The following is a 14,823-nucleotide window of genomic DNA, read 5'->3' as shown; positions in this document are numbered from 1 at the left end:
AGGTCAATTTGGAAGGTGGCGGGATGGCCGGATTCGAGTCCTCACTGGAGCGCGACTTGCTTCTCATCCTGGACTTTGATCGGACAGTTATGTCCGTAAAGGAGCAGCCTTTCTCCCTTACGTACATTCATGAGGCTTCAGTGCGTCGCTACACCCCCGACGTGATGGCGGAGTACGATCGAGATGTTCTCCCAACGGTCGTATTTGAGGTCAAACCGATCGATAAGCTGCGGGCTGATTGGGTGTCTCTGCGCCCGGGCTTCAAGGCGGCGGTGGCCCACTGTCGCCTGCGGGATTGGCAGTTCAAGATCGTCACTGAGCGGCATATCCGCACGCCCTACCTGGCAAACGTGAAGTTCCTGAGGCGCTATCGGGATCTGGCACCCCTTCTACTGCGGCAAGCGCAGTTGAGGTACACCGCCACCGCAGTGGGTCCCACAACACCCCAAGGCCTGCTCGCAGCCGCCTATTGGCCGAAGGAAGAGCAAGCGCAAGCGATTCCAGCGCTTTGGCAGATGGTAGCCGCGGGCGAGTTCGATATCGATTTGACCAAGCCGCTAAGCATGCGGATGCCGATTCAGTTGGTGGAGTAAGACATGGTCTCCTCAAACTTCATCAACATCTCGCCTGGCGTAGAGGTCATGGTTGGCCAGCGCCGGTACCGGATTACCCGTTCCTTGGACATCAACAGTGTCTTGGCCGAAGACGTCGAGACCGACAAGGTTGCCAGGCTTCGAATCGAGACTATGTCCCGAGTTCTGGAAGTGGAAGATGGGGATGAGACACCTAACTTCTCCGTTCACCACTTCTCGGATGATCTATGGGCAGTGGCGCAACGGCGTTTTGAAGCTATCAAGCCCCTGCTGGACAATCCTCGCCGAAGCCGGTCATCAGTTGCCGCAGCGGCGTTGAGTGCCGGCGTCAACACTTCCACGCTTTACAAGTGGCTAGCGCTCTATCACGACCATCAGCACGTAGCGGCCCTGGTCCCAACTCGACGCGGACGGAATAGAGGTACACGCTTTCTGCAGGCGGACCAGGAGCTAGTGATCGCCTCGGTTATCGAGGACTTCTACCTCCAGAAACAGAAGCCGAGCCCGAAGTCGGTCGTGGATGAGGTGATGCGCCGCTGCCGCGTGGCCAAGATTGATCCGCCGCATCCCAACACTGTTCGCAATCGCATCGCCGATATCCGGCCAGCTACAGCACTGCGTCGCCGGGGCCAGAAAGACAAGGCGCGTGACAAGTACGAGCCCATCCGAGGTTCCTTCCCTGGTGCTGACTTTCCTCTGGCAGTGGTCCAGATCGACCACACACCGTTGGACGTGATGGTCGTCGACGAGGAGCACCGCAAACCCATCGGCCGTCCATACCTCACTTTGGCCATTGACGTATTCAGCCGAGCCGTTGTTGGTCTGTACGTCACCCTGGACGCACCCTCTGCAACGTCAGTCGCGATGTGTATATCGCATGCGATGAACACGAAGAACGAGTATCTACGCGAACTGGGTGTAGAGGGAGACTGGCCCGTGTGGGGCCAGATCGGAACCCTGCATGCTGACAACGCTAGGGAGTTCAAGTGCAAGGCGGTGAACAGGGGCTGCGAGGCCAACGAGATCATCATGCAGTGGCGGCCGGTCAAGAAGCCAAACTATGGCGGTCACATTGAGCGCTATATGGGGGTAGTTGCCACTGAAATGAAGAAAGTGCCGGGGGCAACATTCTCCAACATCCAGGAGAAGGGCAACTATGACTCCGAGAAGGAGGCGAGCTTGACCCTGAGGGAAGTGGAGCACTACTTGGTGAACTTTATCGTCAACAACTATCACCAATGCGTGCACAGTCAGCTCGACGCAGCCCCCATCAAGGTTTGGGAGGACGCGATCCTGGGCGATGAGAAGCCTGGTGTGGGTCGAATGCTGCCGGCAGATCCAGACCGGGTTCGTATGGACTTCCTTCCCTACTTCCAAGTCACGGTGCAGCGGTACGGCGTGCGAATTGAGAATGTCTTCTACTATGACCCAATTCTTGATCGCCACATTGGGGCGACGGATGAGGACAACCCGAAGCTGAAGCGCAAGTTCATCTTCGCAAGAGATCCTCGAAACATCAGCGAAATCTATTTCTTGGATCCAAATTCCGAAAGATACATCGCTGTTCCCTATCGAAACGTGGCTCATCCGGCGATCTCTGCCGGCGAACTACGTGAAGCAAAGAAGCGAATCAAGGCTGAGGGTAAGGATGCTGTAGACGAGGAACGCATCTTCCAGAGCATTGAGAGCAATCGAAAGTTGGTCGAAGAGTCAAAAGCCAAATCCAAGGCTGCTCGCCGCCAAGCGGCGAAAGCTCCCAAGGCAAAGCCTAGTTCGATTGCGTCCCAGTCCGCGCAAAGCTCGCAAGCCACGCCGCCGCCGCACCAGTCAGCAGCGAAGGCCCCTGACCGCAACATCTTCTCGCAGCCGCTCGAAGTCCTTGAAATTGGAGAGATCAACTGATGAGTAGCTATCCCCATCTGCATGATCAGGTCGCTGCTTACATGGGCGCATCCAACGAGGAACGCATCGCAGTTGCCCGTAAAGATCGTTGGATTGGTTACCCGAAGGCAATGAGTGTGCTGGATGAGTTGGATCAACTCATCGTGTACCCCTCCACACAGCGGCCGCCGTGCAGGCTGATTGTGGCTCGAGGCGACAATGGCAAGACGGCACTCCTCCGGCAGTTCCAGTTGCGCCATCCAGCCGTACAACTGGGCGACGGGGGCACTAGCCTTCCGGTGCTCCGGATCAACATGCCTGCTCAGCCGGATCTATCCCAACTCTGGTCAGAGGTGCTCACTCGCTGTGCGACTACTCACCGTAGAAGCGACCCGGCCAGTGCCAAGTACACCATGGTGGTCTCCGTCCTTCGCGTACTGAAGGTTCGCGTGCTCGCAATCGATGAATTCAATGACGTTGCTCTTGCCAGGAAGGGGACGTCGGATGTTCTGGCAGGCATCCGTAAGCTCAGCAATGAGCTGAATCTAAGTATTGTTGCTGCCGGCACCGAGGCGGCGGTTCATGCTTTGGCCTTCGATGCCCAAATGCGATCGCGATTCAGTGCTTTGTCCATGCCCAAGTGGGCCATGGACTTGCCGTATCTGAACTTCCTCAACACCTATGAGCGCCTGCTCCCCCTGGCCAAGCCCTCTGGGCTGGCGGGAGAGACGCTGGCGCCGGTCTTGCATTCCGCGGGCGGGGAGGCCATTGGTGGGACCGTGACTCTGCTTCGTAGCGCAGCAGCCATGGCGATCAGGTCTGGCGAAGAGAAGATCACTATCGAGATTATCAGGGCCGCCCAAGACAGCGCTTCTCATGCTAGCGCTCTAGCCGAGATCTGATCATGCGCATCGTCTGGCCGCCGCATGTGCCAGACGAACTGCTTTCCAGCTACTTGGCTCGAATCGCAATCGACTACGGAATTTCGTCTCACAAGCTCATGGCGCTCCATGCGCCTGGCTTTCAGGTCTGGACCAGGGATGTTGATGTCTGCGCCTCCGAAGCCCTGTTGGAGCGGCTGACGTATCCGTCAGGAAGATCTCTACAGATGCTCAATGGACTCACCCTTGGCGAATGGAATGCAGTGACACGGCGCACCTGCGATCCGCCCCAAGGGGTGTACCACTGGATCAACAGCATGGGCGTGTATCACCGGACTCGCCTCAGACACGGTCTAACGTTCTGCCCGGAGTGCTTGGAGGAAAATGGAGCATATCTTCGCCAGTGGCGACTGTCATTCTGGACGGTTTGCCCGTTGCACCAAAGGGTTCTGCAGGACGCATGCCCCTATTGCGGGGCGGTGGTTCAACCCCATCGACATGGATTCGATCTTCGTAGATGTTGGTACTGCAATCGTTTCTTAACTACTTCCACGACGGCAGCAATGCGCGCTTTGCCCTTGCAGTCATTCCTGTTCAGATGCCTGATGGATCCCAGCAACGAAGTTGAGTTCAACGGTCATTGCTGCTCCGGGGCTGAGGTGCTTTGGGGGAGCGATGTACTTCTCCAATCACTCAAGCCGGTCTGCAGGTCGATGGGGATGGGGCCAGAGCGGGGGCTGAGGATCGAACTGCGCAGGGTGCCGGATCGTCACGCGGACATAGAGTTGCTCTCGCACCTGCTCGGTCTTGGACCCGCTGGCTTGGTAGCGATGGTTGAGTCTATGGGAGTGACCCAGAGGTGCTTTCGCCAACAGATGCCCCCCTGGATAAAGCGGTTAGCGGAGCAGCTTTCTGCGGGACGCGTGAATCGCGGGCCGATATCCAATCGGGCCGAGCTGAGGTCCGCAGGTGAGGCTCAGCGAAAGCGCGTCAGTGGATGGCGCGAGATGAGGGCAGATGTGTTGTTCAAGATGATTGGAAGAAGCAATGAGTACAGATAAACAGGGGCGCCGAACTTGCGATGGCTGTTACGCCCCGATGATCAATGCCCATAAGCTGTACAAAGGTAGCGAGTACTGCGGGACGTGCTATAGCAGTCAATTCGTGAGTTGCAGTTGCCCAACATGCAGCGGGACAGTGGTACATCACGCGTCAGAGCCACAAGCTCCATCCTGTGATGCTTGTCTTCGTAACCAGAGGCGCTGTATCAGGTGTGACCGGCCCGCGCCCGAGGCGCGCATCATCCGGGATACCACGCCTGGCCCCGACGGTGGATCACCCATCACCTATGAGCATTTCGTGTGCCCATCGTGCTTCCCGTACACCACGTCCGAGATTGAATGCCCTATCTGCAAGCGGCCAAGTCAACGTCTGGCAGGTGCTGCACACCTGCCGGAAAACCTAAAGGCTTGCCCATCGTGTTTGAACAAGCACACGCATGCCACCTGCGTGCGATGCCGGAAGTACAGGAAGGTGGTCTCGGTCACTGAAGAGGGCAGGCCACTGTGTATCGGATGTGGCGGTGACCAGCCAGCCGAGCACATGTGTCCAGACTGTGGTTCAACGGTTAAGGGCGCCGGATCGGCCCGCTGTGATTCATGCTCGATCGCGGCACGCCTCAGGCGAGAGGTTGCGCTGAGCGCGGCAACCATTGAGCGCGAGTGGGTTGCCTCCCTGTACACCGCATTTGGCGAGTGGCTGCTCGCGAGGAACGTTGCTACTGGCGGACTTCCCAGGAAAGCTGTCCAAGCTGCACCGTTCTTTCGTGCCATCGACCTGGATGCTGGCACCCATCAGCCGATAGTGGCGGCCGATTTGCTCCGTCTGTTCGACTCCAAGCAACTGAGAGCCAATCTGAACGTGACCCGTTTCATCTGTGAGCGCTACGGGTTCCAGATTGACGAGAATGCTCGTGCCCGAGCTCGTGACGTCGCGCTGATAGAACGTGGTCTGGAGGAGAGTGCATCAAGACCCTGGGCCAGGTATCTGACTGATTACAGGACATGGCTGGCAGGTAAGCCAACTCGTACCCAGGCCCAGTATCTGAGGACGGCACAGGCGTTCTGTGAGGCCGCCGATCTCGGCGGCCCCTTTGCGCAGGAGCATCTAGTGAGGTACCTGGATTCGGCACCTGGCTCGCGCGCCAACCTGAGCGTCTGGGTCGGATTCGTTCGGGCGCGGTACGGCTGGGCTGTGACTATGCCCCCAAAGGTCGCCAAGAAGGCAAGCCTTAGGCGGGATGCGCAGACACTGATGGACCTACTGCTGCGGGTACGCGTTCCAGGCACTGCCTCGGATGAGGACCTGGCTGCGACAATCGCCCTCGCTTACGGATTTGAGTTGCGCACCCTACGTCGCCAAGTGACTGGGGTGACGGATGTAGGAGACTTGATCACCAGAGACGGAATCGTCGAGGTGAGAATGGAGTTGAGGGCTGTTGTTGCCGAATGGTCGAGGCGAGCGTTCTAGAGTTGTTTTCTGGAAGGACACGAGAGCCAGCCTGGATCGGCCGGCTCATGCTTCTGGAGGCAGGTCGTCCGGATGCGGAGGTAGGCCGAGCAGCTGCCGGGCATCTGCACTCAATGGATTGGCGATGAGGTCAGCGATCTTGCGGGTGCACCAGTCATAGAACTCCGGATGATCATGCATGAGGTTCGCCTGACCTTGTTCGCTGTAGCTGACGCGGAAGCAGTAGCGTACCGGCCCAACTGTTAGCGTCGAATAGAATGACGTAGGGGCTAGGGTATCCTTGTCTCCAGTGACAATCAGCCCGCCATGTGCAGCGTAAGGTTTCGCTGAAAGCTCGTTCTGCAGGCGTTTGTATACCTCATCCAGGTCAACTCTCAGTTCCACGATGTTGCGATCACTAAGACCGATTGCGAAGGCCGCAAGCTCATCCTGGAACGGCGCGCCCATCTCCGCGAGATGGCAGCACATCAACTTGGCGAAGTATCTGAATACGTCTAAGTAGAGTTCCCCAGAGGCGTCCCTGAATCGAGGGTCATGCGTGACGTCGGCTGGGTCATGGCTACGACTGGCGAGGTGGGATGCCACGGCATGGAACTCGTCGAAGGCAAGGTCTGCCGGCCGCGTTCGAGCGCTGTTACATGGCACGCAGACTCGCGCTTGAAAGTGATAGGCCTTTGACCTCGAACTCTGAGCGTGCCGGAACCCTCCTCCGTCGCGAACGATCACTGCCTTCTGGTCGCCAAACACTGATCGCAATGCCGATGCCTTGATTTTATGCTCTCCTGAGAGCGCCTCTGTTGATCCACACAGGCAGCAGCGATAAATGAGCGGCGGGGCATAGGAGTCCATCTGTTGATCTCTGCGCAGTAGGCGGAGGGGGAGGATGTCCTGCCCCCGTCTATCAATCCCGTTCGAAACAGCGATTCAGTTCAGGGCTGAGCCCAAGTGAGACACGCTCGCAAAGTTGGGGCCGGCTACTACCTTGCATCCGGGCGCTCGAGTTGGCGGATTCCTTTGCGATCCAGTGAGAGTTCCTGATCGCCGATCTTTAGCCGAGCCGACGCAGCGGACCCCAACAGAGCCTCGGCAAGCTGGCTGGCCGGAGTCTGCGGGTCTTCGACATCGTCCTTTGTCGATTGGAACAGACCAGTAGATAGGCGACTGGCCAAGAGTTCTGGGAATGGCTCCTTAGAGCTTTGATTCCATTCCAAGACCGTCTCGGTCAACCAGGATGCTCTCTCAATGTCCAAGCGGAACTGTTGCAACTTGAACTCGGCGTCGGCGATCCTCTGAAGCCATCGATTCAACCACTTCAAGTACCACGCACCCAAGGCGATTGCAGCCGCACCGGCCAGCAAGGAGCGCGCGGCAGAGAGCGCAAATGCAGTTGGCGGTAGAGTACTGTCGAACTTGACGGCGGTGACCGCCGCGAGTCCAAGCAAGAACAGGATTCCCGCTGAGCAAACCGCGTGCACCAGAATGTACTGGGTTCGGGTCTCAGGTGAAACGCGAAAATTCAGCAGTCGCTCCTTAGTAAGGTCAAGGAGGCTGGAGCGGATCTCGCGTCTAACGTGAGTGTTGTTGCGATCGTCCAGAGTCTTCTTCAGCGAGTCCAGCTCACCTTCGCGAAGGTCTAGGGCGGCTACTCGCTCTGCATGGGCGACCTGGGCGGCTTCTCGCTCCTGACTGAGGCGCTCTTCATCCTGCTGACGAACTTGGCTGAAACGTTCCTCCCGCGCGGCTTCCCTGGCCGCGAAGTCGATCTCCAGCTTGGTCCGATGCTCCGCCGTCTCTGTGAGCAGTCTCTGAGACGCCGTCTGTAGCGCCTGTAGTACCTCGCGACCGGTAGCCAGACTCAATGGCGAGGACGGGTCGATTTCGGTCAATGGCAACTGCAGTGCTAGCTTAAGAGTTCGATCGATGGCAAGAGCAACCGGTCTCTGCTGTGGAGTTAAGCCATTGTACTGGTTGCCTCTAAACTCAATTCTGTCGTACTCGGCGGCCTGCGGGTAAGTCTTGGAGTCAGGAGGTCCAAGTCGATACCACGTCCAGGAGCATTCGGTGAAGTCAAGTTTGACCCTTATCAGTGAGAGGCTGCCCGATTCCCGGTAGGCCGCAATTTCCTCACCATGCACTTCTCCAAACTGGCCGATGAAGTGAACCTCAAGTTGATTCGGGAACTCCTTCTGGACCTTCTCAACAGCCTCAATGATTGCTCTATCGTCCAGCTTCGCTATGAAAATCGAACCATCTGACATCTCTGTCTCACTACGTCCCCTGTAATTGGCAGAACTCTATGATGGGAACCGCCCAAAATCCAGTCCGAGTAGATCGTCCGTACGGCGGCTTTCCAGAGTCGGGTTCTGACGATTCAGGTGTTCAAACGGGGGTAGACATGCCGACTGAGGGATGTCAGAACTTACTCATTTGGCGATATGCAGGCGGCTATCGATTCCGACACCGAGTGGCAAGAAGCGCTACCTCACCGCAACTGGAGGAACGTCATGGCCCTGGCACTGCTGGAACTTACCGAAACCACGACTGGGGACGTGCTGGAGCAGTTGCTCTCGATCCCAATTGCTGAAGCGAAAAAGTGTCAACAAACGGTCTCAGTCCGGGTGGTCAGTAGCGTCCGCTTGTATGCGGAGATCGGTAGTAATCCTCTTGGTGTGACTCCGATCATCCGCTCGCGGTTGGAATGCGCCACCATGTCCTGCCTGGACCAAGTCGCGGGGCGCCAGAGCAACGCCCTTCAGGGGGTACCCGTCACATTCACGGCACTTTGGCGGGATGGCGTACTCCAGCAACTGCAGTCTCAGTCGCTGGCAGACAGTATTGCGGTTTGGTCTCGGCAGCCGAATCCCAGAGAGGCATACGTGTTATTCGATCTTCGCAGTCTGGCGCAGTCAGAAATTTCTACCGCGGAGTGCCAACTTGAGTTGCTCTACGGCCGACTGCGCGACAACGTGACCAGGCACATACAGTTCTGCCGTGGTCATCGTAGTTCACTCAGTCTAATCTGACACTGGAGCAGTTGGCTCCGCTTGCTCTGGACGCCACTCTATCTGTTGCGTGCCGCACATACAGGTATTCCGGGATGCCACCCGTGAGGAACCCGGGCCCTTCACTCAGAAGTTGCACCACTGCTCGAATGGCACCGAACCCGAGACAGGCTGGCCGTGGTTGGTGTACAGCGTCCACTGGAGTTCCGGCGCTCGATGTACCAAGCTGCGAAAGATTCGGTCATTGAACTCGACAACTATGGGGGGGAGGGGGGCTTGAGTGTGGAGCGAGTCGTTGCTCGGCCCGAAATCCAGTGACTGTCCTGGGTGGAGAATGTAGCGATCGCCATCGAAGAAGGGGTCTCCCCACGAGAACCTGATGAAGTCGAAGCCGCCCTTATCTACTTCGCGCACAACTTTGCCGAAACGTGGGTGGGTTCGCAGTTCCGATTGTGGATACGTCAGTCCAGCAAGGCATTCCTTAGGAACATCAATGGAAATCCACCACTTCTCCATTGAAACCATACCGGTGTTCAGCAGTTCGACTCTCAGCCGGTAGACATGGTTGTCGCGATTGATGGTAATGCGTTCCAGACGAACCCGGACTTCGCAACTTGGTGATGAGCGACGAGACATCAGGTCGCGGATCTGGAAGTCCGCCATGAACCGGGACACCGTGTTTACCCGCTGATGATAGCGGTAGTCCAGAAGATTCTGGTGAGCGGTGGAAGCCTCTTCTACCTTGATGACAAGGACCCTGCCGCCGTCCACTGGGAACTCGAAGACCTCAAAATCAGTGAGGCTTGGCGAAGTGTTGTCGGTAATGACCTTGGTCACCCAGTCCTTGTTGAGCTTCTTGTCAGTGACTGGGCGGAGTCGTACTGCAGCCGGAATGTCATTGACCGGCTCTTCTTCAATCCCGTAGACCAGGTGCCCACCACTGGCATGCGCGAGCGCAGTGACGTCCTTGATCATCTCTGTCTTACTGTTGTTCTGAGGCGAGAGGGCATCGCCTCTCTTGAGCTCCAGATACAGTGATTCCTGTACTTGGTTGTCGACCAATGACTGTACCCAGCTCAGTTCCATGTTCTCTCCTGGCCGATCACTTGTACGTGGCGCTATGTCCAATCGCGGGCCCGCTAGGCCAGCCTTGCCCAGTCCAAGAGTTCCTTGGCCAGGTCGGGGTCCTTCAATCTGACACGATACAAGGGACGAGTGGATGCAAGTTTGGTGGAGACTCGACGCAGCGCGCTTGATGGCTCATCGTCGTCCTCGTAGATGACCAGGTCATCGGGGTGATAGAGCCCAGCAGGCGGCTTCTTAGCCAAGAAAACGGAGCACTTTTTGACTGTGCGTGGGTCGAAGGCGACCTCAGTTCCCGTGTCGAAGCGATAGCTGACTAGGTAGTCATTTGCGTCGCTCAGGTGATGTTTGGCATCAGGGTGTGCTTCAAGCAAATCTCTCAGATCCTTCCCTTGCAAGTACCTTCTCCTGGCTGCCGGTCGGTCGGCTGTTGGTGGCTAGCCTGAATGCACAGGTTAGCCATGCTCCCATTGGACGTTTCGCGTGATCTGGATGAGATCCTTGGGCGGATGAGGCCCGACGTAGAGGAGGAACAGACGGAACTGCTGATCGCGGTCGAGATGCTGGAAGTAGATGCGAGGGCACGCAATTGGCGCTGTCGCATCCCCTTCCTTGAGGTGCATGTTCGATGACCTCTTCTCGATGATGCGATCCGACTTCATTAGGTAGATGGTTGTCTTGACGCCACCGGTCGTCGCAAGGTCCACGCCGCGATCACCGAAGTAACTGGCCAGTCCCATCTGGACGGCACCGCGCTTCTTGCAAAACTTCTCCAAGAGTTCCGCCGAGGTCTTGAGAAATCGGTGTCTTGTGTGGTGGATGTCATCACACTTGTCCAGGGCATCCCCCAGGATCTGATAGTCGCCATACTTCTGAGCTGACCTGCGGAATTTCTCGGCGGGGGATGCTGTGGTAGTCGCCCAGCCGAGTTGCTCCACCAGCGCCTTGTAGACCTCGCCAGTGAAATCGTCGTCCGCCTCCTGGCCCACAAGTCGAAGAGGCCAGCCATTCTCGCCACGAACAGGTCGAATGATCCTGACGCCTTCATCGGCCAGCACCTGAAGTTCGGGCTTCATCTCCGCGGGGAGGGCTACGTATGGCAGAACTACGACCGTGAGGTCAGGCCAGGCTTCCTGCATGGCAAAGTTGTTCAGGTCCGCAACGCACTGACCGTTGGGAGGACTGAATTCATAACGGTACTGCTGTTTCACAACCAAGCTGAGTTCTGGCCTCTGCCCCTGACGAGCGGCTTCCGCGATGAAGCGTGCTCTGAGATTGCTTGGAAGTCCGATTACGAAGATTGCCATCCTTGGATCTCCTGCTAGCGCTGTGCCTTCACCATGATGATCGAAGCCATGAGCGGTACCAGAGTGCTAGATATCTCTTCGTCGGTGAGGGCATCCATGAGCTTGAGCGCCCGCGCTCTGGCAGACAGGCCAGAGGTGACTGCTTCCTGCTTGGGTGTTTCAACCGCAGTTGCCTCTGAACGATTGGTAGCCGCAGGGGTGAGTGTTGCCAGGGCGATGTTGACCCTTGCTGACCACTTCTGAATCGCTTCGACCATCTTTGCAGTGCGGAACTTGGTCCACTGCTTGCCTAGAGGGCCGAGTTCCTTTGCGAAGACGGCGCTGGCGTAAGTCCTGTACGACTGTCCGAGTACTGCATGGTCCTCCGGATTGACGCCCTCAGTCTGTGCTGCAAACTCGCGCATCCAGGAGGCTTGGACGTCTGCAGCCACCGGTTCAATCTGAACCCAGTCCTGGCCCGGGCGGATGCCATCTACCGTTTCGCCGGCAGCCAAGACGTGGTGCATGACCTCGCCGGTAGTGCGATTGATGAACCTGATGCGATTGGGATCGGGGTTGGAGAATGCTATCCAGACGTCACTTCGAATTGAAGAAGGAGCCGGACGCACTGCCTCCGAGCGGGCATCAACTGTGGTTCCGCGGAGCGAGACCAGCATGTCGCCATGAGCGCTGATGTGCTGATCCAGAACGTCGGAGCAGGCATCCAAGAAATTCTTGAACCGCGGAAAGCCCATCTGCTTGTAGTCAAAGCCTCCAAGTGCTTTGGCCTCGGGGCTCTTGGCCAACCGCTGAAGGAGCCGAGCTGCAGGTTCGGGAGGCTGACCTCTCAGCATCTGCTGGAGGAGGGGTTTCCAAATGGCTGCGCTTTCCACACCAAATTCCTTGTTGGATGCCAAAACGAAAAGGCCGTTACCCATAGTAAGTAACGGCCTTTCCAACATCAACGTTCATTTTTGTAAGCTAAGTTCCAACCTTCGATGACGTCGTCCGGACGAGAGAACCTAGCAGCACTCTTCCGGCCCTTGGGCGCCATAAAAGTTCCATCAGTGCAGCATCGATCGATTCGGTGCACTGACAGTCAGTCTCGGCGAGCGATGCATCACTCGAGCCGAGTGGTGGCAGTATCGGACATCGGGAACGGGGTGTCAATTTGTGACCTGGGCCCAGTTAGGGGCCATTTGCCTGCCCAAAAAATTTGGCTGATTTGAGAAAAATATTGAAAATTCAATAATTTGGGATGATCTCGGGCGCCTTCTTGAGCCTTCATCCGGAGCGGCCTAGCGCTAATCGACGGGCGGATCTGACCGTGAACTGACCTTTGAGTCGATCAAGCCTGACAGACTCGTTGGGGCCATGGCCCTATCGGCCACGCAAGCTCTTATCTACCTGATGCATCCGGTGGCAATGGTCGTGATCGATGGGCAGGCGCCTTAGCGGAAGGGGCGGCTTTGGTGCATGGTGCGACCAAGCTATGGTTGGGGCTGACCGTTGCCTATGGATTTCAGGAAGGCCTCCAATGGCGCCAAGCTCCACTTTTCGCTACCTGGCTTCTCCATGTAGTGAGGGTGGGTGTAGCAGACGCGTCCTTTCCTCTCAAATGCCTTGCCTAGCGAGACACCCTGAACCGATCGGATGATGCTGAGTGCAGCCTGCGTCTCTGCTCGGATAGCGAGATCGTCTGAAACGACAAACGCTGACGCAATGGACTCATTGCTCTTGTCTCTCTTGCTTCTTCTCTCGACCTCAATCCATAGGCCTGCAAGGCCATTGGGCAGCAACAGTCTGATTACAAATGCTGTGCGAGCGAGGGCTCTGTAGTGTGACTCTGCCTTCTGAAGGTACATCCAAGATCGCGTCCCCCAATCAGCTTTTCCAATGCGGACTGCCTTGCGTTCGTCCTCGCCCAGGAAGTTCCAACAAGGGTAGGCGCCAACTTGGACGCGTTGCTCGGAGTCAACGGGGGCGACGACCTGGTACTCGGCAATGGTCCCCTTCGTCTTGAGTATCTTCAGAATCGCCATCAGTTCAGTCAGCAACTCCGATGCGTCGCGTTTTTCATGAGCACTGTGGGCGTGGCTGAGATCCTCTTGCTTGCCGGCTTTTCGGCCGCCAGAAATCTCTGTGGTGGGCTCCTGACTGTCCTTCTTTCGCTTGGAACTGTACTTGAAGCTCTGATCCTTTTTGAGGCGGATGATCTTTGGCTTCGGATGAAAAGCGAAGGAGATCGAGGGCATATCAAACCCTGGCTTCCGCTCGGTTGCTTCATGCGTGTCTACGGTCGGCTTGCCATTAGGACGAGGCGATCGAGGCCTATTGCCATTGTTGTGTGGCCTAGGTCCTCCCGTATGAATGACCTTCTCACCCTCGGTGGCATCATTAACCAAGATTGTAGCGATTGCCGGTAGTCGCTTTGAGAAGGACATCTGGTGAATCGCTGTCACCAAGAAGGTCCTGCCGGCGAAACCGCCGTCTTTGCGGCGGTTCAAGAAGTAGCCAGATACGGTGCCTTGGTAAGGTCCCAAGAATGGATTCAACGGGATCTCGGCATTGGAGCACCAATGCGAATCCTCGGCGCCCCAAAGGGCAGCGTCCAACTGGGCTCTCAGAATGGGCTCGTGAATGCGCTTGGCCCGGGCCTCGGCATAGTGATCAAACCGGAAGAGGGCCATCATTGGGCCATCATCCAACGTCATACCCAACGCAAGCACGATCTTCCAGTAGCCGCTCTGCTCGTCGATGCCGGTAACGTGTCCGGCGAACTCCTGCTCGGAAATCGCCTTGGACCTGACGGTACTCCAAGGGCCTGCGGTGAAGATGTCTGCAATGGTGGAATTGAACGCGTAGAACGCCCGGAAGATCACCGTCCTGGGGATGATGTACTCAACCTGATTTCGCTCGTCACGGCTCCTCGTGTCCCTAGCCACCAGGATTCTGGAGCCGTAACTCAGGGCGTCCTGAAGGTGCAACTGGGATTGGGGAAGTGCGACAACTGCCTCGCCCGTGGTGCGCTCTCCAACTTTGGTGGACGGGAATAGCCCGCTCTCGTGGTCTTCCTCGTACTCCTTGTACAGCCTGGACTCCTCGCCGAAGGCCAAGGCATTGCCCAGCCTTCGCTGCTTCGGAATCAGCATTCCGGCATAGACGCCCCTTCCATCCTCTCCGCGGATGAAGCATTGCCCTGCAACGTAGGTTGCTAGTGACCCCGCGAAGATGGTGCTGATGAAACCCTCAGGATTCTTGTCGGAGAACAGACGCGCGATCTGACGATCATCGAGTTTGGATGGATCTGACCCCCACCCATGTGGAATGGGCGCCAAATAGCACCTGACAGACGTGGACTCCGTTCCCTTGTGTGGCTGGGTGTACCCGTCGATGTGACGGATGAAGTACACGCGGGGGTCATCGGGGAAGTCGGTTAGATCAGTCATGCGGCCAGTACACGGGGTGCATCTCCATCATTAGCGGCACGCAGTCTCGTTAATTGAGTTTTCGTTCTTCATGGCCAGGATGGCCGCTCGTTCATGAGAGCGAGCGATCGGGGGGGGGG

Annotated in this window: 11 protein-coding genes; 4 read left to right on the top strand and 7 right to left on the bottom strand. The window is 57.1% G+C overall.

Annotated elements, in window-relative coordinates; all coding sequences use genetic code 11:
• The first annotated feature begins 23 nt into the window (after positions 1-23).
• The 3 genes from HMPREF3114_RS10740 to HMPREF3114_RS10730 are packed head-to-tail and all read left to right on the top strand — an operon-like array spanning position 24 to position 3,376.
• A complete protein-coding gene (locus tag HMPREF3114_RS10740; RefSeq protein WP_070489764.1) occupies positions 24-593 on the top strand; it encodes a heteromeric transposase endonuclease subunit TnsA in 570 nt (189 codons plus the stop codon).
• A 3-nt stretch (positions 594-596) separates the two neighbouring features.
• Entirely contained in the window at positions 597-2,495 is a 1,899-nt protein-coding gene (locus HMPREF3114_RS10735; protein WP_070489762.1) for a Mu transposase C-terminal domain-containing protein, read from the top strand.
• Positions 2,495-3,376 (top strand): TniB family NTP-binding protein, encoded by an 882-nt coding sequence (locus HMPREF3114_RS10730; protein WP_070489760.1) that lies wholly within the window; start codon positions 2,495-2,497, stop codon positions 3,374-3,376. Before HMPREF3114_RS10735 ends, HMPREF3114_RS10730 begins: the two co-directional genes overlap by 1 nt.
• Positions 3,377-5,929: 2,553 nt before the next feature.
• Here the strand turns inward: HMPREF3114_RS10730 and HMPREF3114_RS10715 are convergent.
• Positions 5,930-6,733, bottom strand: a complete 804-nt coding sequence (locus HMPREF3114_RS10715; protein WP_070489755.1) for a hypothetical protein — start codon at positions 6,731-6,733, stop codon at positions 5,930-5,932.
• Between the two features lie 128 nt (positions 6,734-6,861).
• Positions 6,862-8,142 carry a hypothetical protein gene (locus tag HMPREF3114_RS10710; protein WP_070489753.1) on the bottom strand — a complete coding sequence of 427 codons (1,281 nt, stop codon included), beginning with the start codon at positions 8,140-8,142 and terminating at the stop codon, positions 6,862-6,864.
• A 246-nt stretch (positions 8,143-8,388) separates the two neighbouring features.
• On the opposite strand from HMPREF3114_RS10710, the gene HMPREF3114_RS10705 reads away from it, so the two are divergent.
• Positions 8,389-8,907 carry a hypothetical protein gene (locus HMPREF3114_RS10705; RefSeq protein ID WP_141750804.1) on the top strand — a complete coding sequence of 173 codons (519 nt, stop codon included), beginning with the start codon at positions 8,389-8,391 and terminating at the stop codon, positions 8,905-8,907.
• A 105-nt stretch (positions 8,908-9,012) separates the two neighbouring features.
• On the opposite strand, the gene HMPREF3114_RS10700 is transcribed toward HMPREF3114_RS10705, so the two are convergent.
• The 5 genes from HMPREF3114_RS10700 to HMPREF3114_RS10680 form a co-directional block, all read right to left on the bottom strand.
• Positions 9,013-9,972, bottom strand: a complete 960-nt coding sequence (locus tag HMPREF3114_RS10700) for an AlbA family DNA-binding domain-containing protein (protein ID WP_070489748.1) — start codon at positions 9,970-9,972, stop codon at positions 9,013-9,015.
• Positions 9,973-10,025: 53 nt separating this feature from the next.
• Positions 10,026-10,367 (bottom strand): hypothetical protein, encoded by a 342-nt coding sequence (locus HMPREF3114_RS10695; protein ID WP_070489746.1) that lies wholly within the window; start codon positions 10,365-10,367, stop codon positions 10,026-10,028.
• A gap of 57 nt (positions 10,368-10,424) precedes the next feature.
• Positions 10,425-11,276 (bottom strand): hypothetical protein, encoded by an 852-nt coding sequence (locus tag HMPREF3114_RS10690; protein ID WP_070489744.1) that lies wholly within the window; start codon positions 11,274-11,276, stop codon positions 10,425-10,427.
• Positions 11,277-11,290: 14 nt separating this feature from the next.
• A complete protein-coding gene (locus tag HMPREF3114_RS10685; RefSeq protein WP_070489743.1) occupies positions 11,291-12,217 on the bottom strand; it encodes a hypothetical protein in 927 nt (308 codons plus the stop codon).
• A 528-nt stretch (positions 12,218-12,745) separates the two neighbouring features.
• Positions 12,746-14,704, bottom strand: coding sequence for a hypothetical protein (locus HMPREF3114_RS10680; protein ID WP_070489740.1), 1,959 nt, complete (start codon positions 14,702-14,704; stop codon positions 12,746-12,748).
• Between the last annotated feature and the right edge of the window lie 119 nt (positions 14,705-14,823).

Origin of the sequence: Stenotrophomonas sp. HMSC10F07, assembly GCF_001807895.1 — a bacterium.
Lineage (GTDB): Bacteria > Pseudomonadota > Gammaproteobacteria > Xanthomonadales > Xanthomonadaceae > Stenotrophomonas > Stenotrophomonas sepilia.
The sequence above is the reverse complement of the archived record's forward strand: the minus strand, read 5'-3'. Positions and strand labels throughout refer to the sequence as shown.